The organism is Pseudoalteromonas phenolica (assembly GCF_005886345.1).
In the GTDB taxonomy this organism is placed as follows: domain Bacteria; phylum Pseudomonadota; class Gammaproteobacteria; order Enterobacterales; family Alteromonadaceae; genus Pseudoalteromonas; species Pseudoalteromonas phenolica_A.
In genome coordinates this window covers 89308-114176 of sequence record NZ_PNEC01000042.1, presented here as the reverse complement: position 1 = coordinate 114176, position 24869 = coordinate 89308, and the positions used below count along the sequence as shown (strand labels likewise).

The following is a 24869-nucleotide window of genomic DNA, read 5'->3' as shown; positions in this document are numbered from 1 at the left end:
CTTCTTAGAAGCTATTATAAAACCAGCGTAAAACTGGCTCCTTCATCTACTTCAGAGGCCACTTTTATACGCCCTTTGTGACGATGAATAATTTGCTGACTAAGCGCTAAGCCTATGCCAGAGCCCTTTGGTTTAGTGGTAAAGAAAGGCACGAAGATCTTCTCAAGTGCACTCGGTTCAATGCCATCGCCGTTATCTTGTATGGCAATTTCGCATTTTCCATAGCGGTTAATACTCGCAGTGATATTCACTGCTTTCTCATTTTTTTGACTCAATTTTAAGGCATCTAGGGCATTGGTGATTAAGTTAACTAGCACCTGTTCAAGCATCTTTTTATCGCCTGATACAGTTAAGTTTTCGGGCTCAATTGAAATCGTTAAAGCAATATTGGCCCCATCAAATTGTGGTTTTACGAGCGGCTGCAAATCATCAAATAGGCTTTGCACTGAGATCGGTTGTAGCTCTAAATGAGGAATATGTGTGAGCTTACGATAGTCTTCAATAAAGCCAAGTAAGGATTGGCTGCGAATGCCAATGGCGTTAAGGCTCTGTAGGTAATCGTCGACTAAGTCTTGGTCATCTATTTGGTTTGCAAGTTGCTGCTCTGTGATGGTCGCCAGGGTGTTTGACAGCGAATAAATTGGGGCGACAGAGTTACCAATTTCGTGAATTAATACACGAATAAGCTTTTGCCATGAATCGATTTGCGTACTTTCGATTTGCTCTGAAATAGCAGTAAACAGCCAAACCTCATAGCGATTGTTATGGTAATTAAAGGCGAAGTATTTAAATAGTATGTCGTCTTCGACACTGGCACCTTGCTTGGTTTGTTCAAGAATGGGTTTTGCAGTTAAGAGCTCTTTCGCGTCGCTAAACGTTCGAATGTCTAGGCTTCGTTTAGCGGTGTTGTTACACACCACCACATCTTGCTGATTTTTGATAAGAATAACCCCTGCATCAATGTGTTGTAGCATGGTTTCAAAAATAGCGACTTGTTCGGCTTGCTTGAATTTATCGTGTTGTACTTTTTTGATCAGGTCATTGCAGATCTGCTGCTCTTGTAAACCTAAGGTGTGGGTTTCACTGAGGCGAAAACTACTGTCTTGATATTTCAGTGCGTTGATAACTTCGTTGAACTGCTTTTGCTGTTTGGCAAAAAGTTTGAGTGTCAGGGCTGCAAATAGGGCAGAGCCAAATAAAGCCAAAATGCTGAGCAAAGTGGCATGGCTGAATGCAAAACCATAAAGCCCAACACAGGCAAAACCGACCGCCGAGATAAAGTAACCCAACACCGCTGCGCTGTTTTTATTAAACACCGTACTTCTCCATTTTGCGATATAACGACGCACGGGTGATACCGAGTGCTTTAGCTGCATGGCTGATGTTGCCTTTAAAGTCAGCAATGGCGCGCTCTATGGTCATTTGTTCAATGTCAGCAAGGTTATAGGTATCGAGCTGCGCAGAACCGCTTTGTGTCTCTTGGCTTGGCATGAGCTGAAATTGCAATTGTTCACCATCAGATAAAATCACTGAGCGTTCTACTAAATGCTGCAATTCACGGATATTACCTGGCCAATCATAGGCAAGTAATTGAGCCATGGTTTTGTCACTCACTGTTTTATGGCTTAGCTTGTATTTTTTGCAGTAAAGGTCGGCATAAAATTCTATCAGTAACGGAATATCTTGCGGTCTATCGCGCAGTGCCGGCAGTGTGATCTCGACGGTATTGATACGATACAACAAGTCTTGTCTGAATGACCCTTCACGCACCATGTCGTATAGATTCATGTTGGTCGCGGTGATCAAACGAATATCGACTGAGATCTCTTTGCTGGCGCCAACTGGGGTTATCACGCGGTTTTGAATGGCAGTTAATAGCTTACCTTGTAATTCGAGCGGAATATTACCGATTTCATCTAAAAAGAGGGTACCGGTGTCGGCCAGTTCAAAGCGACCTTGCTTATTTTCTTTGGCATCGGTGAACGCGCCTTTGGCATGACCAAATAGCTCACTTTCAAATAACGAGCTGGCAATGGTGCCCATATCAACCGATAAAAAGGTGTCGGTGGCACGCAGTGATTGCTTATGAAATTCTCGGGCGATAACTTCTTTACCAGTGCCACTTTCACCTAATATCAATACATTGGCATCGGTCTTTGCGGCTTTTTCGAGAGTTGTGAACACTTGCTCCATGGCAGGACTTTTTGCAATGAGGTTCTCAAATGGACGATTTTGATCTGCCAAAGACAGCGCCGCGATTTGGTTCAGCTTTTTGCTTTTTTGGCGCTGCGCGCTTAAGTCGATACAGTTCGCCACGGTTGCCAATAGTTTTTCGTTTTGCCAAGGTTTTAGCACAAAATCACTGGCCCCTTGTTTAATGGCATCCACCGCCATCGACATATCACCAAAAGCTGTAAATAGCACCACAACGGCGTCTTCGTCTATGGCTTTTATTTGCTTTAACCAGTAAAAGCCTTCAGCACCAGAGGTGGATTCTCGGGTGAAGTTCATGTCGAGTAAAATCAAAGCAAAAGACTCTTTCTCCATGGCGTCATTGATTTTATGCGGGTTATCTAGGGTAACAACATGCTTATAGTGTTGTTTTAATAACATCTTAGTGGCAATTAATATCTCGGCGTTGTCATCAACCACTAGAATCGACTTATTAATTACAGCCATGGCGCATTTCCTTACTTTCAAAGTGTACGATATCGTACACCAAGTGTTTTAAAGTTTTACACTTTTATCTGTGTTAAATCGCGCTTAAAATTATAAGTTGTTGTTATGTATATGCTTTTGTTTTTGGCACAGTAATTGTCTTATATCTAACAAATCTAAACGATTAGGATGTTAGAAATGGATAAAGTGATCAGCAAAAAACGCACATTTAAAGCGTGGTGGTTGGCAGTCCCAGCAATTGCCATTACATACTTTTTAATAAGCAATACCGCAAACAGTAGTGGCAGTCGTTACAACCTAGAAATGGACAAAATAAAGGTAAGCACAGTCACTGGTGGTGAATTCACAGATATGATCCCACTTCGTGGTAATGTTACCCCGAGTAAATCAGTGTATTTAGACGCTATTGAGGGGGGACGTGTAGAGCAGCGCTTTGTAGAAGAAGGCGCGATGGTTAAAAAGGGCGATAAGATTTTAGCTTTGAGTAACACAGGATTACAGCTTGATGTTATCTCTCGTGAGGCGCAAATTTCTGAGCAGTTAAATAACCTACACAACACCCGTCTGGCCATCGATCAAAATCGTTTAAACCTAAAGCGTAACTTATTAGAACTAGATTTTGAGATTAAACAGAGTGAACGCAAGCTGGCACAACATAAAAAGCTGGTGGCAAACAGCTTGGTGTCACAAAACGAATTAAAAGCTGTGAACGACCGCACACAATATTTAAAAGATCGCCGCACGCTGGTGATTGAACAGCAAGAGCAAGATGAGCTTATTCGTACCGCCCAAATTGCTCAGCTTGAAGACAGTGTCGCGCAGCTAAATAAGAACTTAAATTTTGCCCGCAAGAACCTTGAAAACTTAGTGATCAAAGCGCCAATCGACGGCCAGCTAACCGCATTTAATGCTGAACTAGGGGAGTCAAAGTCGCGTGGCTCACGTTTGGGTCAGGTTGATATTGTCGATGAGTACAAGGTCAGCGCGTTAATTGATGAATTTTACTTAGGCCGTGTATTTGCTGGGCAAACTGCAAAAATCATCCATCAAGGTCAAGATTACACACTGACACTTGCAAAAGTTTATGCCGAGGTAAGCAATGGTCGCTTTGAAGTCGACCTAACTTTTAACGATGCCTTACCTGAGCGTATTCGTCGTGGCCAAACCCTACAAATGGAGTTGCTACTAGCTGATGCAAAACCCGCTAAGCTGATCCCAAATGGCGGCTTCTTTCAAGATACAGGAGGTAAATGGGTGTTTGTAATCGAGCCAGGTAGCGAAGTTGCCATTCGCAAGCAAGTTCGCCTAGGCCAGCGCAATAACAAATTCATTGAAGTACTAGAAGGGTTAAACGAGGGCGACAGAGTCATCACCTCAAGCTATAGCACTTTTATCGATATGCAGACTTTAAAGCTGACGCAGTAAAAGCCCGTCAGCAATGAATAATTAAATAGATTTAAAAAGAATTAGGACTAAACAGATGATCAACCTAACCAACATTAGCAAAATATTCCGCACAGAATCAGTCGAAACACATGCACTTCATGGCGTCACATTGCACGTAGAGCGTGGTGAGTTTGTGGCCATAATGGGTCAGTCTGGCTCGGGTAAATCGACGCTACTGAATATCGTCGGCATGCTTGATCACATCGATCAAGGTGAATATATCTTTGAAGGCCAAGATATCAGTGGCTTCACCGAAAATAAGCTGGCCGACATTCGTAAAGACAACATTGGCTTTATCTTCCAAAGCTTTAATTTGATAGATGAGCTAACCGTTTTTGAAAATGTTGAGCTGCCATTGGTTTATCAAGGCATAGCAAAAAAAGAGCGTGAGCAGCGCGTATTGGCAATTTTAGAAAAGGTCGACATTGCGCACCGTAAAGATCACTACCCACAGCAACTGTCGGGCGGTCAGCAGCAAAGGGTAGCAGTTGGGCGTGCCATAGTCGCAGAGCCAAAAATGCTCTTGGCCGATGAGCCAACAGGTAACCTAGATTCTAAAAATGGTGAAGAGGTTATGAAGCTACTTGCGCAATTAAATCGTGAAGGGGTCACCATAGTGATGGTTACTCACTCAGATCACCATGCCAATTACGCACACCGCGTTATCAATGTATTAGACGGCCATATCGTGTCTCAAAATATGCAGGAGGTGCGTTGTGCTTAATAACTATTTAGTCATTGCCTATCGCAATCTGTTAAAACAAAAGCTTTACTCAGGTATTAATATTCTTGGTTTAGCCATTGGCTTGGTGATTTGTATCAGCATGGCAATCTTTGTTGAGTCTGAGTTGGGTTACGACAAACACATTAAAGACCACGAAAACATTTACCGTACGTCATTAAAAATGACTGTGCCAGGCTCGCCTACTCAGAGTTTTGCTCAAGGCTCTGTATATAACGCGGAGCGGTTTACGAATTATTTTGATGAAATCACTGAAGCTACCCGTCTTCGGTCAATGGGGGCTACTTTGGGTTTTGGTGATACGCACTTTAGTGATGTAGGGCTAACATTAGCTGATGCCAATGTGTTCAATTTTATGTCTCTTGAGATGATAAAGGGAGATAAGCAAAGCGCTTTAGTCCAGCCCAATACTGTTGTATTAACAGAGTCTGCAGCACGTCGTTATTTTTCGAGTGCAGACGTACTCGATAAGACGCTTATTTTAGCGAATCGTATTCCTTTAAAAGTCACTGGTATTATCAAAGATCTTCCAAAGCGAACGCATTTAGAGTTTTCAGCAATAGTGAGTATGGGCACGGCTGCTGAGTTTCTTCAAAACCCTAATTGGGATACAGATCAGAGTTTCAATTATTCAACCTACTTCAAATTGAAGCCAAATACGGACATTAAAGCACTTGAAGCACGCTTTCCTGAGTTTTTAGAAAATCATATCGGAGAAGGCCTCGGAGATATTTTCCATTACACTCTGATCAATATTACTGATATCTATTTAAATTCACACCTTTATGGTGAAATGAAAAAGAATGGTGACATTAATATTGTATTCTCATTCAGTATCATTGCTGCGCTGATCCTATTAATTGCATGCGTTAATTTTATGAATTTATCGACAGCAACCGCAACTAAACGGGCTAAGGAAGTTGGAGTGCGTAAAACACTGGGTGCGAAGAAGTATAGTCTTGTCACTCAGTTTATGATTGAAGCCATCATGCTTTGCTATATTGCTCTGTTTATTGCGATTGCGTTGGTTGAAGCGACTTTACCTATGTTTGCCGATTTTATTGGTAAGGCGCTGAGTTTTAGCTATTTAGATTTAAATACTCTGAGTATTTTATTGTCGTTAGGGCTAGTGGTTGGTTTAATTTCGGGTATATATCCAGCATTTTATTTGAGCGCCTTCAAGCCGGCCAGAGTGTTAAAAGGTGAAGTCACGCAAGGTAAAACCGGAGCGTTGCTGCGAAAAGGTCTGGTGGTATTCCAGTTTAGTGTGGCAATTATATTAATTGTGGCAACCGTGATTGCAAGTATGCAGTTGAATTATGCGAGAAATATTGAGCTTGGCTATGACAAAACGAATACCTTTGTTTTGCGAGGTTTGTGGACCACTGAAGCCAGCCCACAACGCGATGCCATTAAAACTCAGTTGCTGGCAAATCCTGATATCACCAGCGTCACTATGACATCACGCTTTCCTACGGGTTCGCTGACGGATTCAATGGGCTTACTTAACCCTGCAACGAAAGAGATGCAGCTTATGCCAGTGCTGGCAGTCGATGAAGATTATTTCTCGTCTTACAATATTAAGCTACTGAGTGGTCGAGGTTTTAGCCGTGACTTTACCGCAGATGCAATTTCTCAACCTTCAGAAGAAAACCCTAACCCAGAGTTTAGCGTGGTCATTAATAGCGTAGCCGCAAAAACATTGGGCTACTCGCCTGAAGAAGCGTTAGGTAAGCAGTTTAAAGTATTATTTACTCGTACCTCTGAAGGCACAGCGACCATAGTGGGTGTAACAGAAGACTATTATTTTTCATCACTTAAAACGGAAGTGGCACCAACCTATCATTTGCTTAACCATAACAATGGTAGCAACATGTCGATTAAATACTCGGGCAACACTGCACAAGTGCGCGACTACATTGAGCAAACATGGAGTAAATTTGTACCTGAGCAGCCGATTGCATTGGACTACCTAGACGATAGATTCAACCAAATGTATCAGCAAGAAGACAGAGAATTCATTGTGTTTAACCTGTTCTCATTGCTGGCTATCTTTATTGCATGTTTAGGGTTATTTGGCCTTGCATCTTTCACTACACAGCGTCGCACTAAAGAGATTGGCATACGTAAGGTGTTAGGCGCATCTGTGCTAGATATTGTTATTTTGATCAATAAAGAGTTCTCAAAGCAGGTGTTGATTGCCAACATCATTGCATGGCCTGCTGCCTACTTCATTATGCAAGAATGGTTAAATAGCTTTGTGTATCGTATTGATTTATCTATATTGCCATTTGCTGTTGCTACGGCTTTGGCCTTTGTGATTGCGTGGGTAACAGTTGGCTCTTTATCAGCTATTGCAGCGAAAGAGCGACCTATTACAGCTCTGCGATATGAGTAGTAGTTATAGATTTTGATACCAATCCGCAATAACACTTAACTATTTTGAGGGATTAAATCTGACGATAGCTGCGTTAAAGATTTCTCATTTAGAACAACTAAATAATGAAATATTTGCCTTGCCTACATGGATGTAGGTACCTCAGCGATAGCAGGACGCGTGAGCGGTGCTATCAACAAGGTTTTCTTACCTCAAAATAGACCACTTAGTTAAGCGGATAGGTATAACTCCCGAAAAAACGCGGCTTAATTAAGCCGCGTTTTTTCATGTCAAAGGCAAGTGTGAGATAAGTAGAACGCGCCTTAGGGGAGTTTCAGTTAGAAATTAACATAAGGTGAAATCGGGCTAGGGCCTAAATCCAAAGGCCTCAAAATAGGATTGAATTTATATTTAATATAAAACTGACCATAATTAGGTTCATAGAGTTCTGCTCTATCAACACTTAAACTGAGACCCATGATCCAATGATCATAAAAGTGATATTCAGCTATCGCTTGCAGGTTATATGATACACCTTCACCTTCACTGCCTTCAAAGATAGGGGCCTCAACTCTTTCATCTACGAGAGACAATGCCTGTGCTTGTAATTCAGGGTTGTTAGGGAAGAACTCAATCTCTTCGGTTTCAGAGGTAGAGTAGCCAACCCCAAGTCTAAGTCTGTAAACGAGCTTTTCTCGCCACTTTCCATCAAAGGTTACTGGGATCGAGAGGCCATAATAACTTTGTGGACTGTAGTAACCGCCATGGCCAAATGTTTCTTCAGATAGGTTATGCTTGTAGCTCCAGTAAAGCAAGTTAGAGCCGACAGTGAACTCATAGTTTTCACCTTGATATAGACGGTAATAACCACCACCCATAGCACGAATACGGTCATTGTCTTTAACGTTTAAACCTTTAAATAGATGGTAATCTAGGGTTGACCAAAAGCCGTACTCTAATCCTAAGTCATAGTAAGCACCCAGCGTGATGCCTGTTTGAATTACCCCACCCCATTTTTTGTCTAAGGTGACGTCTTCCATACCTGCAAAAGACAATAAACTGTTAGTTAAGGGTCTTCTTCTTAATTCTATGTCGTAGCTAAAGTCTTCAAAATCAGATTGATAAATTACTCCACCAACTAGGCTATCAAGTAAAAAACCTTTTGGCGTAGTACCAATATCGACTCGCCATTGTTCATTTTGCCAACCTAAACCAATTGCGACACCATGATCTTTAGGGGTGATTTTTTCTAGAATACACTGTGGGTAGCACAAGTAACCTGTACCATACCTACCTGCGCTGAAGTTCGCGGTAAAGTCTGTTGATTGTGCTGATACATATAAGTCATCGAGCTTAACAAAACCGTGTCCACTCCAAAGAGGGAAGTAACTTTCTAATAATGAAGCACCAACTCCGAGCTCAGAGTCTGACTGTGTACTGGTTTGGCCGCTTAAATCAGTTGCAAAAGCAATATGTCCGTCAGTTTTCTGATTGACACGGGTGATCCCTGTTCGTGCAGAGCTGACATACCAAGCTTCATTTTGGCTTGAACTTGGAGCGGTATTAACAACTCTCTGGTAATACTCAGCAGCGATATCATGACGACCTACTTGCTCAGCTAAATCACCGGCTTGTTTTACTAGTTCACTTTCATATGAGCTTAACAAAACTAAATCTTGCGCAAGTTCCATGGCTTTCTCTTGATCTCTAAAAAAGAACAGAGGTGAAATTAATTTTTGTTGCAATGCGGTATCTGTAATACCAACACGTCGAATCAAATGGCTAGCTAGGTATTCTATAAGCGGTGTGTCTTGCTTTAACAGTGCCTGATCTAGGAGTTGTTCTTCAGTTTCTCGGGTAAACTCACCGAACTGGTGGGCTTTGAGCAAGGTATCATAAGCTTGTTCAAATTCGTCATCATTCATATCAAGGCTGGCTAATCGAGCATATCCATCCATATTAAACGGTGATTCAGCAATCAATGTGTTTAATAATGTGCGTGGAGAGTCAGAGGCAAGTAATTTATAATCAAGTGACAATTGCTCGATTTGCGCTAGTTCCTCTTCTGTCTCTATAGCAATTCTATGTCTGTTTTTATGCCACTGTTGTAACTTAACGGTATCTCGTTGTGCAAGTAACCAAGTACCAAGCTGAATATGCCAATATGGCGCTAAAGATGGATCTTCATTAAGCGTTTGTTCGAGTAAGTTTATCGCTATGGTCTGCTCTGCAACAGCATACCAAGCTGCTGCGACTTGTGCTTTCACATTCGCTGAACTGATCACATCTAGCTCAAGTGCAGCTAATTGATTTTTAGCTGTATTTAACTCATCTTCGGCTATCGCTTGATCAATTTCGAGTAGAAAATCTCTAAACACCAGTTCATTTTCTAATGAAATGATTTCGGGTGTTTTATCTTTTAGAGGGACAAATTGTAGGGCTTCTTTTGCTTGCTGGTATTCATCAATGCTCGAGAGGTAAAGAGCTTGTGCATAGCGTAATTCGCCATTTAAAGGGTGTTGCCAAGTCTGTTCATTGAATAACCTAATACCTTGACTCTCACTGCCAGCTTGGCGCCAAATACGTGCTTTTTGGTAAACCAGCCATGGATCCGCTTCATTGTTATTCGGAATACTGGCAAGTAATTGAATTGCGCCATGAAAGTCACCACGCTCAGCTTTTGTATCAGCTAGGTTTCTAGCAATGTCTTTTTTAGCGACTAATAGTTCTGGTCTAATTAATTCGTTTTGTTCTTGAGTTAAAACATCGCTCAGCTTGTCTAATGAGCGTAGGCTGTTTTCCGTTTGAACGGATCTAAGTATACGCTGTAATGCGGACTGATTGGTTGGATTGCGCTCTATGAGCTGACGATAAATCTGAAAGGCTTGTAGCTCTTTTCCCTCAAGATATAACAGTTCAGCTTGGTAAAAGAGGACAGTGTCGTTGTCTTCTTCAAGTGCTTTTGCCTGAGAGAGCAGCTTTTTGGCTTGTTCGAGATTATTGTCAGTTAAATCTTGTCTTAGCTGGGTGATCAACCCCCAAAATCTTGCTGTGTTAATCAAGCCTTCCCAGCGCTCAGCGCCTTCGAACTCGGTATATTTGAGTGCTTTCTCAAAGTATTTTATCGCTTCTTCATAGTTTCCTAACTGCAAGTGTGCACGGCCCATCTCGCCGATGATCATCGAATCTTTCGGGCGGTATCTTAAGGCTTTTTTTAATAGTCGATGGCCTTTTTCAGACTCTTCATTATCTAGCGCATTAACGGCTGCTAAATAGGCTTGATAGCCTGGGTTTTTAAGTAGCTTTTTGTATGCAGCGTAATCTTTTTGAAATGCTTCATACTGCAACTTGCCTTGCATAGATTTAGGGAAGAGTCTTAAAAAATCTCGGTATTGTTTGTCAGTTCTTTTTTCAAGCTCAAGAGATGCAAGCGTATTGAGCCAGAGTCCTTCTACTTCAAATTTATATCGGTCGGTTTTTGCATAACGCTTTAAGACACTGATGGCCGCTTTGCTGTTTGGGGTTTTTCTTAGAATGATACGTGCTTTTTGGAGCTCGAAATCACCAACCCCAGGGTAGCGCTGTGTGAGCCTAGTTATTCCGACAATGGCTTTGTCGTAATGTGCATCATCTCGGCTGAGCAATTTATAGTATTCAAGCTCGTAAAAGATAGATGGGAAACCGGCGGAAAAAACGGCTTCATAGGCATCAATTGCCTGTACAACTTTGCCTGTTAAGGCGAATAGCTTTGCACTTTCATATTGACGTCGCGCATCCGTATCTTGTTTTAAATTAATAAGTAGCTTAAGTCTTTTAACTTGCTTGTGATTGGGAAATTCTTGTTCTAATTGGCGAAAAATACGAAGTGCTTGTCTTGTCTCATCGCGATTCAGTAAAACCTGTACTTGGGTTGTCTTGGCTAATAGGTGGTTTGGTGCAATTTGCAGTAACTTTTCAAGTGAGTCTGAAATTAAAATCTCGTCACCTAAAATTTCACCGATATTAACCTGTGTTTGTAACCATTCTATAGAGCTACGATCTGTGCCCTGTTCATTCGCAAATGCATTAATGCTATTAGATAGCAATAATGCAACACAAAAGACTAAACCCAAGAAGCTGTTTACTGTTTTGAACATTGTGCCTGCCATTGGGTTTGTAGCTTACCTTCTGGTCCAAAGCTATAACGATTGTCCATTGCGCCTGTGCCAAATAAAGACAATACACTTGAGTAGTAGTTCTTGGTTAGCTCTTCGGCAATGTTGTAGTCAACGTGCTGTTTTATACTGACAAGCGCATTAATTTCTTCACTACTATCAAGAAACTTTAGTAATGCAGCATGAAAACCGACTGATCCTCGTTTTTGATATTTACCACTTTGCGCATAAGTATTAAGTGGCACTAAATTGCGTTTACTGGTCGCTTTTGCCATTGGTTTAAAGTGCGAAATGAGCTGTGTAGCATATTCTGCATCTGGGTGCATAAGTGCAGCCCACAAGTAGACTCTGATTGAGTTATAACTGCCTAAATCAGGACGCTTTCTTGTGAAGTAAAAGCCTTTTTCTGGGCTGTATAAAACCCAATCAGGTGATAACCCTTTAGGTGCACTTTCGATGAGTAAACGGTAAGACGTATCATGTACTTCTTGCCAAGGAGAGTGAGGATAAGCTTTTGCAAAACGCTTAAGTAATTGTAAAGGTGCATAGCTTGGATTTAGACGCCAAATATTATCGTCTAATTGAAAACTATAAGGCGCAGGTAAGAGCGTAAGTCCAAGCTTTGGAAGGTACTCGGTTTCTTCTCTTAAAATTCGCTTTGCGAGTACCGAAGCTAACACAGCATAACGACGTTCTTGCCATAAGCGGCTCGCTTCTAACAAGCTATAAGCAATCCAAATATCTGAATCTGACGCTGGGTTAGAATCTAGAATTTCGTAGTTATTGCCATTTCTCCCCCAAAGCCACGCAGGCAGTCGGGCACTTAAATCACCCTCTGAGAGGTGTGTTTCAGTCCAACCCAACAACTTATCAAACATAGCTTGATCATTAGCAACGAGCGCGAAAAATAAACCGTAAGATTGCCCTTCGCTGGTGGTGATGTTCTTTTCTGATCCTAGGTCAATGACTCTGCCATGTTCAGAAATAAAGTTTTGTTTAAAGTCTTCCCAATGGGGCCAGCTGTAGCACACATCTTGAGAGTATGAGTATGTGCTAATTGCCATCATTATGACGCTGAATAATATTGCTTTCATATTATTACTCCTGAGTCTCTACTCGTTTCTTCGCTAGCGCTGATAGGATCCGCCATAGCACAAAAGAGATAATTAATAGGGTTAACAAAGTCAAAATAGCCAAAATTAAAGGGTGCTCTGAGAGGTGGAACCAAATGTAAGTAAACGGTGGTAAGCTACCAATATAGTATCGCTCTCCGAGGTATGAGTTATGAACTTTATATGGATTGATAATGGTTGCATTACCACGGATCTGAGAGAGCTTGCCACTATCTGTTAAAGTGTTATTGATGAGATTTAAGTCATCATTGTTGTTAGCCATGATGGAAACGACACTGCGTTCAGTATTGAATGGCGATTGAAAACCTACAATCGCGGCTAGAGGGCCATAGCTTGACAATGAGACTGTTGCTGCGGCATCTTCATTCGCTAAAGCGTAATCATAAGGCTGGCCATCATAGACAGCTTGAGTGATTTCTCTAGTTGATTGCTCTAGGAGCACAGATAGCTGACTTTGCTCATTCATTTGAGCCATGAAATTTTCTACTTCTCCGATGATTAAGACGTCTTTGCCTGTTAAATCGATATTTTCATTGGCGTAATGCAAGTCTGCATTAAAAATAGGGAATCCAGTTGTTTTACCAATATGCCCTGCGACTGTGAATAATGTTTCTAGCTCTAAACGAGAAGGATTACTTGGGAATATAACGGATGTTTCACTTAGGTCTGCATATTTAGTAAATGGAAAGCCACCTTGTGCGAATGCATGCAAGTTAGGCATGGCGATATAATGGTGAAAGTCAGATATATCTATAATTGAGTCATCATCAATCACACCTAGCTCACCACCTCTGGCGCTAGTAGTACAAAAGCCTTCTTTTTCAGTTGAGAATAAAAATTTAAATGCTAATTCATTTTTTATATCGGCTTTAAAGCCTGGGACTGAAAAATAGCGGTCCTTATCTGAATCATCATTTGAAAGTAGTGGGATCTTTAATTCTGAAACAACTGATTTACCTCCTTCAGGAGTCAGAGTAAAGCCTTGAATGAACTCGTTATTAATTGACATATTTAAACGAGATATGGCCTTATCCGTCGGCGGTGTAAAACGGTACTTTAAATCGATCGGCAGACCGTCGGTGCGCCAAGTGAAAAGATCTGGCGGCAAGCGTACATCAAGTTTGACAGATTGATCACTGCCCTCAGTAGTTTGCAATTGTGTTGGGTAGTCGAGCAACTCACCAAACCTAACCGCTCTATCTGTGCGTAACCATCGAGGGGCATCATATGCTTCACGGGGTTTGAGATGAAATACATCATTTATGACAGCCGTTCTGCCAGTCATAACAGGCAGGCCAAGGGCGATGCCTTCTACTGCTGTGATTAATTCTTCTTCGGTACGTCCTAAAACTAAGAGCAGCTTTTTGTATCTAAATTCAGGGTTGGCAATAATTTCTACCGTTGGCCCTTCTGCATCGGGGTAGTCGGCTAAAAAGTGCGGTTTAGTATCATTTGTGGCAAATATAACCGCATGGTCTTTAGGTATTGCATCATATTGCACAGGAAAGCTTGCGCCACGCCAATCTGCTCTTGCACCAAACCATGAACTTAATATTGCTGCGGCTTGCGTGGCTGTTTTAGAAGGCGTACCAGCAAACACCATAGGTAATGACAACTTTGCATAGTCGAACTCATCAAAAAGTGGCTCTGGAAAGTGTGATAAGTCGCTTTTCAATGCAATTTGTTGCGCCTTATATTTAAGCGTACTTTCTTTGTCTAATTCAGCCCAAATACTTGAGTGTGTTGAATCTTCACAAAACTCGTTGGTGTAATGACCGATGAGCTCGAAACGAATGGTGTTATAGTTTCGAACTAAGTGCGGTTTAAGCTTAAGCGTTTGCTCTGTCAGAGTTTGGTGCACTTTGTCATATTCTAAAGGTGTGACAGGCACAATCGCCATTAACTGATCATTTAGATACACTTTGATATGAGATAACTGTGACAGTAAAGCTGGTGAGTTGGTGTGCTTTAACTTAACAGAAAGCTCTTTGATTATTTTATCAATACGGTTGGTAAAGTTAACATCACTACTTGGTAAAGCACCAGATAAACGGATACCTTCACGATTTAATTGTTCAAACGTAAACTTGTGAGAAGTCACAGGGGCTTGTTCTGGGTATCCTTGTGCAAATACAGTCTTGTCTGTGGGTTTAAAAGCTGAGCTATTAAAGCTCATTCCAGCTAAACAAGTTGAAAGTAACAACATCCTAATAAAGTTCATTTTATGCTTCATCTTTTGTTTTAGGTTTACGTGGTAAAAAAGTCTCGAGTGACTCTATGAGTGCAATAACGCGTTTAATTGTTGGTCTTACTCTTTCAGGAGCGTGTAAAAATAAGCTCTTGAACCCTCTTAAGCTCACTCGAACGATAAGCTTAAGGTTTTCTGAGGGAAGATCATGAGAAAAGTTATCTTGCCAGCTTAACCAGGCATCCGCTCTGCAGAATGTACATTCAATATATTGCCTTTCTTTATCTGCACTGAGCTCATGTAATCGCAAGCCAACCCTAGATTTGGTGATGTTGACAATATCGGTTTTAAAAGCAAATTGCTTTCTGCCTCGGCTGATTAATAGTTCAACTTTTTCACTTTGGTTTAATAAGCCTTCAGCAGGTAATTCTATACCCACCCCTGAGTTACTAAAGTCAGTAACCGTGACTTTAATCGTTCGGCCAGCGGAGGTATAAATGATAGCGGGGAATTGACAACCAATACGATGAGATTTACGAACTTGGCGTGCTTCTGTGGCAACACAAATAGCCGCGCCAATAATGATTAAGTTATAAAGAGACCATGCCATACTGATGATTAAAATGCCCATCTGTATAGAGTCACTCATACCGAAACGACCAATACCCACAATCAGGCCGGTCAAGTTAATTAATGCTAGTACAATATAGGGTTTTGATATATCCCAATCATAATAGTCTTTATCGTTTAAGCCGCCTTTCTCGGTGACATTAAACTTACCTTTGTGAGGCATAAATAGGGCAATCGTAGTCGGTTTTAAAATGTACCAAGCAAGGACTGTTTCATAAACTTCTCCCCAGAAGGAATAACGCCACTTGCCCTGGATCCGAGAGTTTGTGACCTTTATTTGTATGAGGCTAGGCACAACGTATAAGAGGATGGCCAAAAATGGTGCGTAAATAATATAGGCATCGAAGAAAATGAATGCCAGAGGCGCCGTTAAAAATACGATCCTCGGTATACCGGCGAAAAAGTGTAAAGTCGCATTGAGGTAGCATAACCTTTGTGCCAGCGATAAACCTTTACCAAATACAGGGTTATCGAGGCGAAATATCTGTGCCATTCCTCTGGCCCAACGTATCCGCTGTCCAACATGGGTTGATAAGCTATCAGTTGCTAAACCTGCTGCTTGTGGCAGGTTTATGTACGAGGTCCGATAGCCTTTACGTTGCATCTTTAAAGCAGTGTGCGCATCTTCAGTGACTGTTTCGAAGGCGAAACCACCAATGTCTTCAATCGCAGTTCTTTTTATTACCGCACATGAACCGCAGAAAAAGGTAGCATCCCACATATCATTACCGTCTTGAATTAAACCGTAAAACAGCATGTTTTCGTTTGGTACTTTTGAAAAGTTGTCTAGATTCTTTTCAAATGGGTCGGCTGAAAAAAAATGGTGAGGTGTTTGTACCAAACACATTTTGTCGTCTTTTACGAACTGTCCCACGGTCATTTGTAGGAAAGACCGAACAGGAATATGGTCACAGTCAAAGATAGCAATCAGTTCACCATCGGTATACTGCATCGCATGATTAAGGTTACCAGCTTTAGCGTGATTGTTATCTGGGCGAATTATGTAGTTTGCCCCCACCTGCTCTGCAAATTCTCTAAATGAGTCTCTTTTACCATCATCAAGAATATAAATATTTAATTTATCAGCTGGCCAGTCCAGCGCCAGTGCCGCAATGACGGTTGGTTTAACAACACTAAGTGGCTCGTTGTAAGTTGGAATATACACATCAACGCTTGGCCACAAACGGGTGTCTTTTGGCAGTACCACGGGTTTGCGTTCAAGGGGGTGTATTGTTTGGAAAAAGCCTAAAATTAAGATCAGCCAAGCATAGAGCTCGGCGGCCAGCAAACCAAAGCCAAGGAATAACGCAAAAGGGTCATCCCAATTGAGTGTTTCAGTGATCCGCCACCATATATACCTACTTGATATAGTGACAGACAATGTCACCATGATCATAGTCGGCATACGGCCTTCAATACCACGTAATGAATACGCTACAAATAAAATTAAACCCATAAAAATAGCTTGGGCAGTTAAAGAAAATGGCACAGTTATGAGCACGATTAAAAATGCAAAAAAGATAACTAAGACACTATTACGAAACAGTTTGTTGTCCCAAATGGATGCATTTGTAACTATCTTAAAAAGAGTCTTGTCAGTACTGTGTTGCTTGCCTAATCGCTGCCTCACCGCAGAACTTACAGCGCTGTCAATTTTGGTCAATACTCTGATTAAGGCAGGTAAGATAAACCACACTGAATGAGTTGTTTTTTTAGTACGCTTGCTTCTTGGTTTATTTTTGAATAGCGCTAAATAGATGGTTTGAATGGTCAAACGAAGCCAATCACCGGGTCTGAATTCATTGTGTCTTAATTGAGGGTAGTAAAGGAAGAAGTTGCCTCTACTCGACAATGCATCGATTCTAAAAATGCTGAATAGTAAAATACTGATTAAGGTAAATATGGCAGAGTTGAAAACACTGTAACCACAATTTTGAAAGAAAAAGCGATAGCGTTGCTTTAACCAATCAATTGACTTTGAGGTTAAAAACAAACTTAAGAACAATGTGAAATTAGAGCCAGAATAAGATAGGGGTTTCACTCAGCTACCTTACTAAAATGTAATTTCAGCCAACTAATGAGTGCTTGAAAGTCATCTTTAATCACACTGAAAGGCGCACAATTGTAACCGACATTCTTAAAAGCCAAAGCTTCTTTCAGCACTTCATCTTGATGAATAAAGACAGGTAGCATATGGGGCAATTGCTGTCGCCATAACCTAGCAATCTCAACTTCAATATCAACGGCACTATTAAAACGATTAATTAAGAAGTATTCATCATCGTTATTATGCATCAATTTTCTTTGATTGATGATGCTATGACAGCTTACATCACAGTTTACAGTACGAATAAAAAAGTCATCATCTTTTAAACCTAAAGAACGTGCATTGGCATAATTTGGCACATCGAAAAGTAGCCATTCATTTTCATCTAAAATTAGATTTTGTGAAAAAGAGACTAACTGTTTTTTCTCTGACAAAGTGGAGGCTTTATAGCCATGAGGAATAAATTTAACACCATCAGGGTCGGCAAAAGCGACTTTCTCTAGAGTGTTATTTTCAAGTGTTGACCAACCACACAAGTCATCCCATTGGTGTGCAAAGTGCAACCTAAGTTCATTTTTAGAGTCAAGGTCAATACAAGTTACACGCTCTCCTGCTTGAACAAGTGCACAGGCTAAATTTGCAAGTAATGTGGTGTTACCAACCCCACCTTTGAGGCCAGAGAAAAATATACGTTTCAAGATGATTTCAAGTTTTTCAGTTGAGTATTGTTTGCAACAGCTAATTCTATTTCAGAAAAAAGCGCGTATTTATTTATTATGTCTTTTATTTGAGTTTTTTCATTTATCTCAACATAGTCATTAATAGATAAGTCGACTTTTTGAGTTAGCTTAGAAATATCATGTCTGTTATAGCCATTGGATACATTTTTTAAATCTTTAATTCTACACCTCTACTACAGAATTAAATTATTGATAATATTAAGGGCGTTGTTTTTATGTCCCTAAAAAGCGCGCAAAGTATACTAAATATTTCATTAAATTAACAATGAAAAAGTACTATGTTTTATGTTATTCTGAATTTAGTTGTTATTTTAGATACAAAATATAATTATGCGGGGATTGGCAATAAATGGCCTAGGTGGAAAATCATTCTCCTTGGTCGATTCATCAAGCTATGTTGTACTGGCTGGAAGCGTAGAGCAAGGAGTAGAATATGGTTTATCAAGCATTAGTAAAAATGTTAATAACTTTTTAATCTCTGAAGATGTTGAACGGTTTTATACAAAAGATTTACCCTTGCTATTCAATTGGCAGTGGTCTGACTTAGAAAAAAACTGTTATCCATTTCGCATTAATCGAACTTATTTTTTGAGAAAAAATGGCTTTGAACAATTACTAAACGAAATTAAATTTTACCCCCAATCTAAGAATAGTCATATCATCATTCACTTAGATGAAGAGCTATTGAAGCCTATCAGTTTAGATACTGTTAAAATTATGATGCAGCAAGCTGATGAGTTTGCTCGGGAAATGAAATCCACGATACTTTGGGTGTTAACGGGTGATTTGGCTTTAACGCTATTTGATAAACTGCGTCGATTCAATCAAGTCATAGCTGGGCTTGTAACGGTTGCAACAGAAGCGGCAAGTCAAACCTTATTTTTTGATTTTTGGCGACATGAAACAGGTTATCTTACAGAAGTATCTTGCCAAGTTACCTCCCATACGCCACTTACACTTAAAGTGTACGAAAAGCTGGACTCTGGCCACTTTCAACAATTTGCTGATCAAAATGAAGTATTGCTTACTCAGGCCATCGTGCCTAGTGATACTAAGTTACCACCTACCTATCAGGTATTTGAATCAAATGAAGCGTTATTTGTTGCTGTGCAAGAGAAAAAAGCAGCAACTATTGTTTTCAATATTAATAAGAAAACGGACCAAAATGTACTTGCTGAGCAGTGCTTTCAACTGAGAAAGTCGAATGGTAACTGGCTTAAAATTGTGCTTAAAAATACCGATGGGGTCATTAGACATAAAGATGAATGTCTGTTTTTAACCGTAGGTGTGAATTTAATTTTGCATAGTTCGACAGATATCTCACGATTAATGTCACAAATTCAAGCAATTCAAGGTTATAAATTTTCTAGGCCATTACCACCAAGCTTTGCAGAGGTTCTATCATACTCTCAAGGTTCTTCAGAAAAAGGCTATTTATCAGTATTTAGTTTTATTGATGAAGTATTCAGGCACAGAGAAACTGCGGTGAATACCGGAGTCAGTGGCGTGATGGTGGTACTCACATTACAAAAAGGGTTGGATGCGGGTGATGTGGTGTCTTTGTTTAATGTAAAACGCAGTGGTGATATTTTCACTGCTACTGAAAAGCATATTTATATCTATCTGAATGCCTGCCGCGAAAATGATGTAGATTTGGCCTTATCTAGACTATTTAGATTGTCTTTAGGCGAGTTCTTTTTATTCCATGATGTTTTCTCAACAGAGCTTAGTATTGAAGAACAATGCCGGGTTATACGCAAAGCTGCAATGAATGGCGATGTGCAAGATTATTCTAGTCAAATAGAGTCATCTAATGTTGCAGATTTAAATCAAAGCCAGGCTAGTTCAACAGAAAATTCAAAACAAGAATTTAGTGACTTTAATCGCAAAAATGCGACTCCCATTTCTTTAAAAGTTAAAAACGAACATGAATGAGAATACTATCACCACGCTTATTATCGTTTTATTGATCGGTATTGCGCTGGGTGTCTTTATAAAAGATATGATCAAGCTGGTCGCTCCTATCTATAACAAGTGGCGATTCCGTCATCGAGTGCTTGAAGTTTATACCCCAACAGTTAAGAAGAAAGAGAAGTAATCCATGTCCCAAGAAAGTACGTCACCCCTATTGTCAAAAGTTAAATGGGAGCCTTTGGGTTTATGGAATGTTTATTTCTTATTCAAGTTTGGCTTGTTTTACTTTTCTTATATTGAAATACATGTATTAGAAAACCTTGCCTTAATTGCATTTTTGGTTTTTCCGTTAGGAAGTGGTTTACTGCATAAACTCAAGCACATTGTTGGTATTGTGCTGGCTATGATGCTTTTACATCATGACTCTTATTTACCGCCATTATCTTTGTTGATGAGTAACAATGATCTGTTGATGTCCTTTAGCCCTGCTTATTTACTAGAATTGATAATGCGAGTTGTTTCATTACAAGGTACGGCACTCATGCTGGTTACTTTGGTTACTTATTTGTATTTCAATCAGTGGATCAGGTTCACGGGTGTAAACATCTTAGCCTTCTTCGTTGTTGGAGTGACGGGGGCTGCGTCACTAAACAATCAACAAAATATTCAAGCCGCTCCGACTCGAGTAGTAAAACAAGCAATACCGGATGCGCCTACTAACTTAACGAGTCCAGTAACAGATCCTGCAAGTGCGATGACACAATTCTATGCACAGCAACAAAGCCTAGTTACAGAGTTTCCGAATCAATTTATTGGCTCTAACTTTGATGTGGTTATTTTAAATATCTGCTCTTTGGGGTGGGGCGATTTACGCCATATTGGTATGGAGAATCATCCTTTATTAAGCCAGTTTGATGTTATTTTCGAAAACTTTAATTCTGCGACGTCTTATTCAGGCCCAGCCGCAACCCGTCTTTTAAATTCCAGTTGTGGGCAAAGGCCGCATAATGGCTTATACGGTAATAAACGAGAAGAGTGCAACTTATTCGCACAGTTAGAGCAATTAGGTTTTCAAACCGACTTAGCCATGAACCACAATGGTTTTTTCGATAGTTTTTTACAGTTAATTAAGACTGAAGGTGGGATCAGTGCTCCGCTACAGCCTCTTGATGACATTAATATTATTCAACGATCATTCGATGGCTCGCCAATTTATAGCGATAAACAAGTGCTTAGCAAATGGCTTGATAATAGAGAGCAAAGTGCCCAAGAGCGCCATGCACTCTATTTTAATAGCATTAGCCTACATGATGGAAACATTATGGCAGGGCAAGCCAATCGCTTTAATTCAATCGATAATTATAGAGCAAGAGCACAAGCTTTATTAAACGATATTGATGGATTCTTTCAGACATTAACAAATACGGGTCGAAACTACTTAGTTGTCATGGTACCAGAGCATGGTGCAGCACTTAAGGGCGATCAAATGCAGTTCTCGGGCTTAAGAGAAATTCCTACGCCGTCTATCGTCAATGTTCCTGTAGGCATTAAGTTTATCAGCCCAAATAAAGAGTCAGGCAGTAACCCGATTAAGTATGATGAGCCGCTGAGTTATTTTGCTATTTCAGAATTTATCGCAAGAACAATCGAAGATAATCCGTTTGATCAAGCGACTATCAATATTAGAAGCTTGTTATCAAACTTACCGACATCAGCAATGGTGGCAGAAAATGAAAACTCGAAAATGATACTCTATTCTGATCAGCCTTATATCCAATTAGATAACGGCATGTGGACAAAGTATCCGCAATAGCTTTCATTTTAAACAGAGGCACATTCAAGATTACACTGAGTTTGCCTCTGTTGGTATTACCTTGATGATATGTAGGCGCATTATTGTAATGATGTATAAATGAAACTTGGTTAATAGAATGAAAAGTATCATTCTATATTTTTCTTTTTATTTATAAGTATTAAGTTGGTGAACTGTGAATTCTATACGCTTTTTATTCGTCTCATTTTTGGTAAGTATAGCCTTAGGCTGTGGCTCAGGTGAAACAGAAAAAGTATTTGCACCAACTTTAGAAGGTGGTGTGCCAATAGATGTGGAAACCAGTTTTTCTGGTAAAGCAGACAATGGCAAGTTTGAAGTAGTGCTGTCTTCTGGCAGTGTTGAGAGTGCGTTTACATTGCAAGTGTTGACCTTACCGCCGAGCACTGAAGACGAAAGCCAAGGCGTTGTATCAAATATTTATCAGCTCACCCCAGAGTCAGTCACACTATCCCTAACAGCGCGTATTACGTTCTTTTTAGACACCACACAATTCAACAATGGTCAGCTTTTGATTGTTCGTAAACAAGGAGGTGTTTGGCTGCCCGTAGAGTCACAGTTAAGCGACACACAAATTAGTGCTGATGTACTTGAGCTAGGCGAATATGCGGTCCTTTATAAAGAAAAACAAACTATTGAAGTGACTAAGTCTATTGGTCCAGCGTGTCTTGATAGCGCGACTGAGCAAGCCGTGAGATTTGTGCATGTGGCAGATCTTCACTCTCGCTTTGGTTATAAAGAACAACTTTTTAGTAAGATCAAAGGCTATTACCAACAAGTTAAACAAGAACAAGTCTACACCTTATTCACCAATGGCGGTGATGATTATGAGAAAGGCACTGTGGCTGAGCAAACTTCGCAAGGGCTAGCGACAGTTGAAGCGATTAAAGGTATGCAGTTTGATGTCAGGGTTGTTGGCAACCATGATTATGCTTGGGGTCCTAGCCAATTATTAGATTATGCCAGTGATGATAATGCGGTTGTGCTAGCAAGTAATACCCAGTATGTGGGTAACGATGAAAACGGCTTTGCAGCTGTCGATTTTGCCGCAGTTCAAGTTGGATGCGTAAAAGTTGGTTTCTTTGGCATGACCTCGGTGCCATGGAACGAATTAGATCAGCCTGTTGAAACCGCGCCTATTCCTGATTTTATTCCTAATTTTAAAATGAATTGGGATTGGAATGCTGTCGCACAGAGTTTGGTTGACACATATCGCGACGATGTTGACTACTTGGTTATGCTGAGCCACCTTGGCTACGGTGGAGATAATCGAGTTGCTGAAAACGTCGAAGGCATTGATCTTGTTCTTGGCGGTCATACCCATGGTGGTGAAAGAATAGAGCAAGTTGAGAATGGAGCTTTAGTGATCCAGCCAAACTTTTTTGCTCAGGGCCTAACAGATTTAACTTTGAATTTTGATGCAAAAAGTAAGGCGCTGATAGACTACGAATATAAAACGATACCTTCTACCTCATTGAACTATGTTGAGCCACAAATGGCTTCAACCATTGATGAAATTATGGGGCGATATGCGCCAGATGCCAACACCGCAATAGCCTTCTCTGAGAATTTTCCAACCGAGTCTCAAATTGCGGCACTTTTAGGTCAGGCTGTGTCACATACCCACCAAGTCGATGCTACTTTATTTGACCCTATCCAAGTACAAAATCGTTGGACACCTGGGAAAATCACTCAAGAAAAACTACATGAAACTTATTATGTTGAAAGACAGCCTTCAGATACACCTGGATTCAATGCGCTCTATTCAGTAGATGTCTCTGGTGCTGGACTAAAACAGATGCTGCAAGCTCAACCAACTTGGCTGTTCAGCAAAGCAGATGAATCCGAGATAATTGATACTCAAAACTACACGGTGGCATTACAAAAAGGCGCAGCCTTTAACCCTGAGTTATTTTTTGAATCGGTGACGTTCAATGAGCTCACTGCTCTGAGTGAGTCATGGTGGAGTCTAGATCAATATGGTCGCCACCGTACGAGTCAATGTTTGCATATTGACTCAGATACAACCTTAACTGCCTGTACGCCTGATGAGCATGTTTCTATCTGGAACTTTGATGATGAACAGCAACCACTAACAGCGAATAGCGGGCCTAGTGAGTTAAGTTTCTTCGATCCTCAAAGTTCGCAGTGGTGGTTAGAAGACAGCCAGTTTGAATTGGCGTCTGCACTGTCAATTCCATTGATAAATGGGGAAGATAGCAGAGTGTTGGCCTTTTCTCGTCACAGTCCGACAGAAGGCTTATTACTGTCACACAATGTCCCAGCTAATGGTGACTTTTTAGAACAGGGTAAAGTCAGTGATTATACGCTTGTGATGGATTTGTTATGGCCAGAGTCTAGTACAGATCAATTCAGAGCACTGTTACAGACCAATGTTGAAAATACAGATGACGCAGACTTGTATGTAGACAGAGAGTTTAATGGGGTGGGGATCACTACGACAGATAGTGGTTACTTTGGCTCATTACAAGCAAATACCTGGTATCGTGTCGCCTTCGTATTCTATGCCGCGCCAGAGCAGGGGGCATTAAAAATATTTATTAATGGTGAACTGGTAGGTGAAAAAGACGAAGGTGAAATAAATGATAGGTGGGCGTTATCTGAGAAATTATTATTGTTGACGGATGATACTTTTGAATCTGAACCTGGTTACCTAAATGCCATGCTATTTGCTGGCAGAAGTTTCACAGAAGATGAGATAGCTCAACTAGGCGGTCCATCATCAATTATGTTATTTAATCAGACGGTCAGGCAGTTAAATCAGAAAATTGAACGCCATGCTCAAAGCATTAAAACAATAGAGCAAAACCCTTGGTTGTTACAGCGTCAAAAGTTCTTCCAAAAGGCGGTGACTGGGCAATAAGGTATTTCAAAGCAACTTATGACTAGTTTGGCTAATGATAAGGCATAAGATGGCTAAACTCTGCAGCTATAACTAACGATTAAATAGTTTATTCACACTTTATT

At 40.5% G+C, this 24869-nt stretch carries 14 protein-coding genes; 7 read left to right on the top strand and 7 right to left on the bottom strand.

Annotation, left to right across the window (positions count from 1 at the left end; translation table 11 throughout):
* Positions 1 to 14: 14 nt before the first annotated feature.
* Positions 15 to 1376, bottom strand: coding sequence for a sensor histidine kinase (locus CWB72_RS14580; protein ID WP_138632778.1), 1362 nt, complete (start codon positions 1374 to 1376; stop codon positions 15 to 17).
* On the bottom strand, positions 1309 to 2679 hold the full coding sequence (locus CWB72_RS14575) for a sigma-54-dependent transcriptional regulator (protein WP_138632775.1): 1371 nt from the start codon (positions 2677 to 2679) through the stop codon (positions 1309 to 1311). Before CWB72_RS14575 ends, CWB72_RS14580 begins: the two co-directional genes overlap by 68 nt.
* Positions 2680 to 2856: 177 nt before the next feature.
* Between CWB72_RS14575 and CWB72_RS14570 the strand changes: the two genes are divergently transcribed.
* From CWB72_RS14570 to CWB72_RS14560, 3 genes are read left to right on the top strand one after another with little or no spacing between them, the layout of a single operon-like run.
* Complete coding sequence (locus CWB72_RS14570; protein WP_138632772.1) at positions 2857 to 4104, top strand: efflux RND transporter periplasmic adaptor subunit; 1248 nt, start codon at positions 2857 to 2859, stop codon at positions 4102 to 4104.
* Between the two features lie 55 nt (positions 4105 to 4159).
* Complete coding sequence (locus CWB72_RS14565) at positions 4160 to 4849, top strand: ABC transporter ATP-binding protein (protein WP_138632770.1); 690 nt, start codon at positions 4160 to 4162, stop codon at positions 4847 to 4849.
* On the top strand, positions 4842 to 7265 hold the full coding sequence (locus CWB72_RS14560) for an ABC transporter permease (protein WP_138632767.1): 2424 nt from the start codon (positions 4842 to 4844) through the stop codon (positions 7263 to 7265). Before CWB72_RS14565 ends, CWB72_RS14560 begins: the two co-directional genes overlap by 8 nt.
* 317 nt (positions 7266 to 7582) lie before the next feature.
* Here CWB72_RS14560 and CWB72_RS14555 read toward each other — a convergent pair whose 3' ends face one another.
* The 5 genes from CWB72_RS14555 to bcsQ are packed head-to-tail and all read right to left on the bottom strand — an operon-like array spanning position 7583 to position 18094.
* Entirely contained in the window at positions 7583 to 11380 is a 3798-nt protein-coding gene (locus tag CWB72_RS14555) for a cellulose synthase subunit BcsC-related outer membrane protein (RefSeq protein WP_171037318.1), read from the bottom strand.
* A complete protein-coding gene (bcsZ, locus tag CWB72_RS14550) occupies positions 11365 to 12492 on the bottom strand; it encodes a cellulose synthase complex periplasmic endoglucanase BcsZ (protein ID WP_138632761.1) in 1128 nt (375 codons plus the stop codon). Before bcsZ ends, CWB72_RS14555 begins: the two co-directional genes overlap by 16 nt.
* Positions 12493 to 12496: 4 nt before the next feature.
* Entirely contained in the window at positions 12497 to 14752 is a 2256-nt protein-coding gene (gene bcsB, locus CWB72_RS14545) for a cellulose biosynthesis cyclic di-GMP-binding regulatory protein BcsB (RefSeq protein WP_252371569.1), read from the bottom strand.
* Between the two features lies 1 nt (position 14753).
* Complete coding sequence (bcsA, locus tag CWB72_RS14540; protein ID WP_252371568.1) at positions 14754 to 17390, bottom strand: UDP-forming cellulose synthase catalytic subunit; 2637 nt, start codon at positions 17388 to 17390, stop codon at positions 14754 to 14756.
* Positions 17387 to 18094 (bottom strand): cellulose biosynthesis protein BcsQ, encoded by a 708-nt coding sequence (gene bcsQ / locus CWB72_RS14535; protein WP_171037317.1) that lies wholly within the window; start codon positions 18092 to 18094, stop codon positions 17387 to 17389. Before bcsQ ends, bcsA begins: the two co-directional genes overlap by 4 nt.
* A 372-nt stretch (positions 18095 to 18466) precedes the next feature.
* On the opposite strand from bcsQ, the gene bcsE reads away from it, so the two are divergent.
* The 4 genes from bcsE (at position 18467) to CWB72_RS14520 (ending at position 24765) form a co-directional block, all read left to right on the top strand.
* The gene (gene bcsE, locus CWB72_RS14530; RefSeq protein ID WP_138632756.1) at positions 18467 to 20071 is read left to right on the top strand and encodes a cellulose biosynthesis protein BcsE; all 1605 of its coding nucleotides are present in this window, start codon (positions 18467 to 18469) and stop codon (positions 20069 to 20071) included.
* The gene (locus CWB72_RS20605) at positions 20064 to 20234 is read left to right on the top strand and encodes a hypothetical protein (protein ID WP_165385523.1); all 171 of its coding nucleotides are present in this window, start codon (positions 20064 to 20066) and stop codon (positions 20232 to 20234) included. Before bcsE ends, CWB72_RS20605 begins: the two co-directional genes overlap by 8 nt.
* A gap of 54 nt (positions 20235 to 20288) precedes the next feature.
* The gene (gene bcsG, locus CWB72_RS14525; RefSeq protein WP_252371567.1) at positions 20289 to 21863 is read left to right on the top strand and encodes a cellulose biosynthesis protein BcsG; all 1575 of its coding nucleotides are present in this window, start codon (positions 20289 to 20291) and stop codon (positions 21861 to 21863) included.
* Positions 21864 to 22038: 175 nt separating this feature from the next.
* Entirely contained in the window at positions 22039 to 24765 is a 2727-nt protein-coding gene (locus tag CWB72_RS14520) for a bifunctional metallophosphatase/5'-nucleotidase (protein WP_171037316.1), read from the top strand.
* Positions 24766 to 24869 lie beyond the last annotated feature (104 nt).

What these genes read in the sequence shown, in the direction of transcription:
- bcsE (WP_138632756.1), top strand. Translation starts at nt 18,467, where the DNA reads ATGCGGGGATTGGCAATAAATGGCCTAGGTGGAAAATCATTCTCCTTG.
- CWB72_RS14555 (WP_171037318.1), bottom strand. Translation starts at nt 11,380, where the DNA reads ATGTTCAAAACAGTAAACAGCTTCTTGGGTTTAGTCTTTTGTGTTGCA.
- bcsZ (WP_138632761.1), bottom strand. Translation starts at nt 12,492, where the DNA reads ATGAAAGCAATATTATTCAGCGTCATAATGATGGCAATTAGCACATAC.
- bcsB (WP_252371569.1), bottom strand. Translation starts at nt 14,752, where the DNA reads ATGAACTTTATTAGGATGTTGTTACTTTCAACTTGTTTAGCTGGAATG.
- CWB72_RS14570 (WP_138632772.1), top strand. Translation starts at nt 2,857, where the DNA reads ATGGATAAAGTGATCAGCAAAAAACGCACATTTAAAGCGTGGTGGTTG.
- CWB72_RS14580 (WP_138632778.1), bottom strand. Translation starts at nt 1,376, where the DNA reads ATGCAGCTAAAGCACTCGGTATCACCCGTGCGTCGTTATATCGCAAAA.
- CWB72_RS20605 (WP_165385523.1), top strand. Translation starts at nt 20,064, where the DNA reads ATGAATGAGAATACTATCACCACGCTTATTATCGTTTTATTGATCGGT.
- CWB72_RS14575 (WP_138632775.1), bottom strand. Translation starts at nt 2,679, where the DNA reads ATGGCTGTAATTAATAAGTCGATTCTAGTGGTTGATGACAACGCCGAG.
- CWB72_RS14565 (WP_138632770.1), top strand. Translation starts at nt 4,160, where the DNA reads ATGATCAACCTAACCAACATTAGCAAAATATTCCGCACAGAATCAGTC.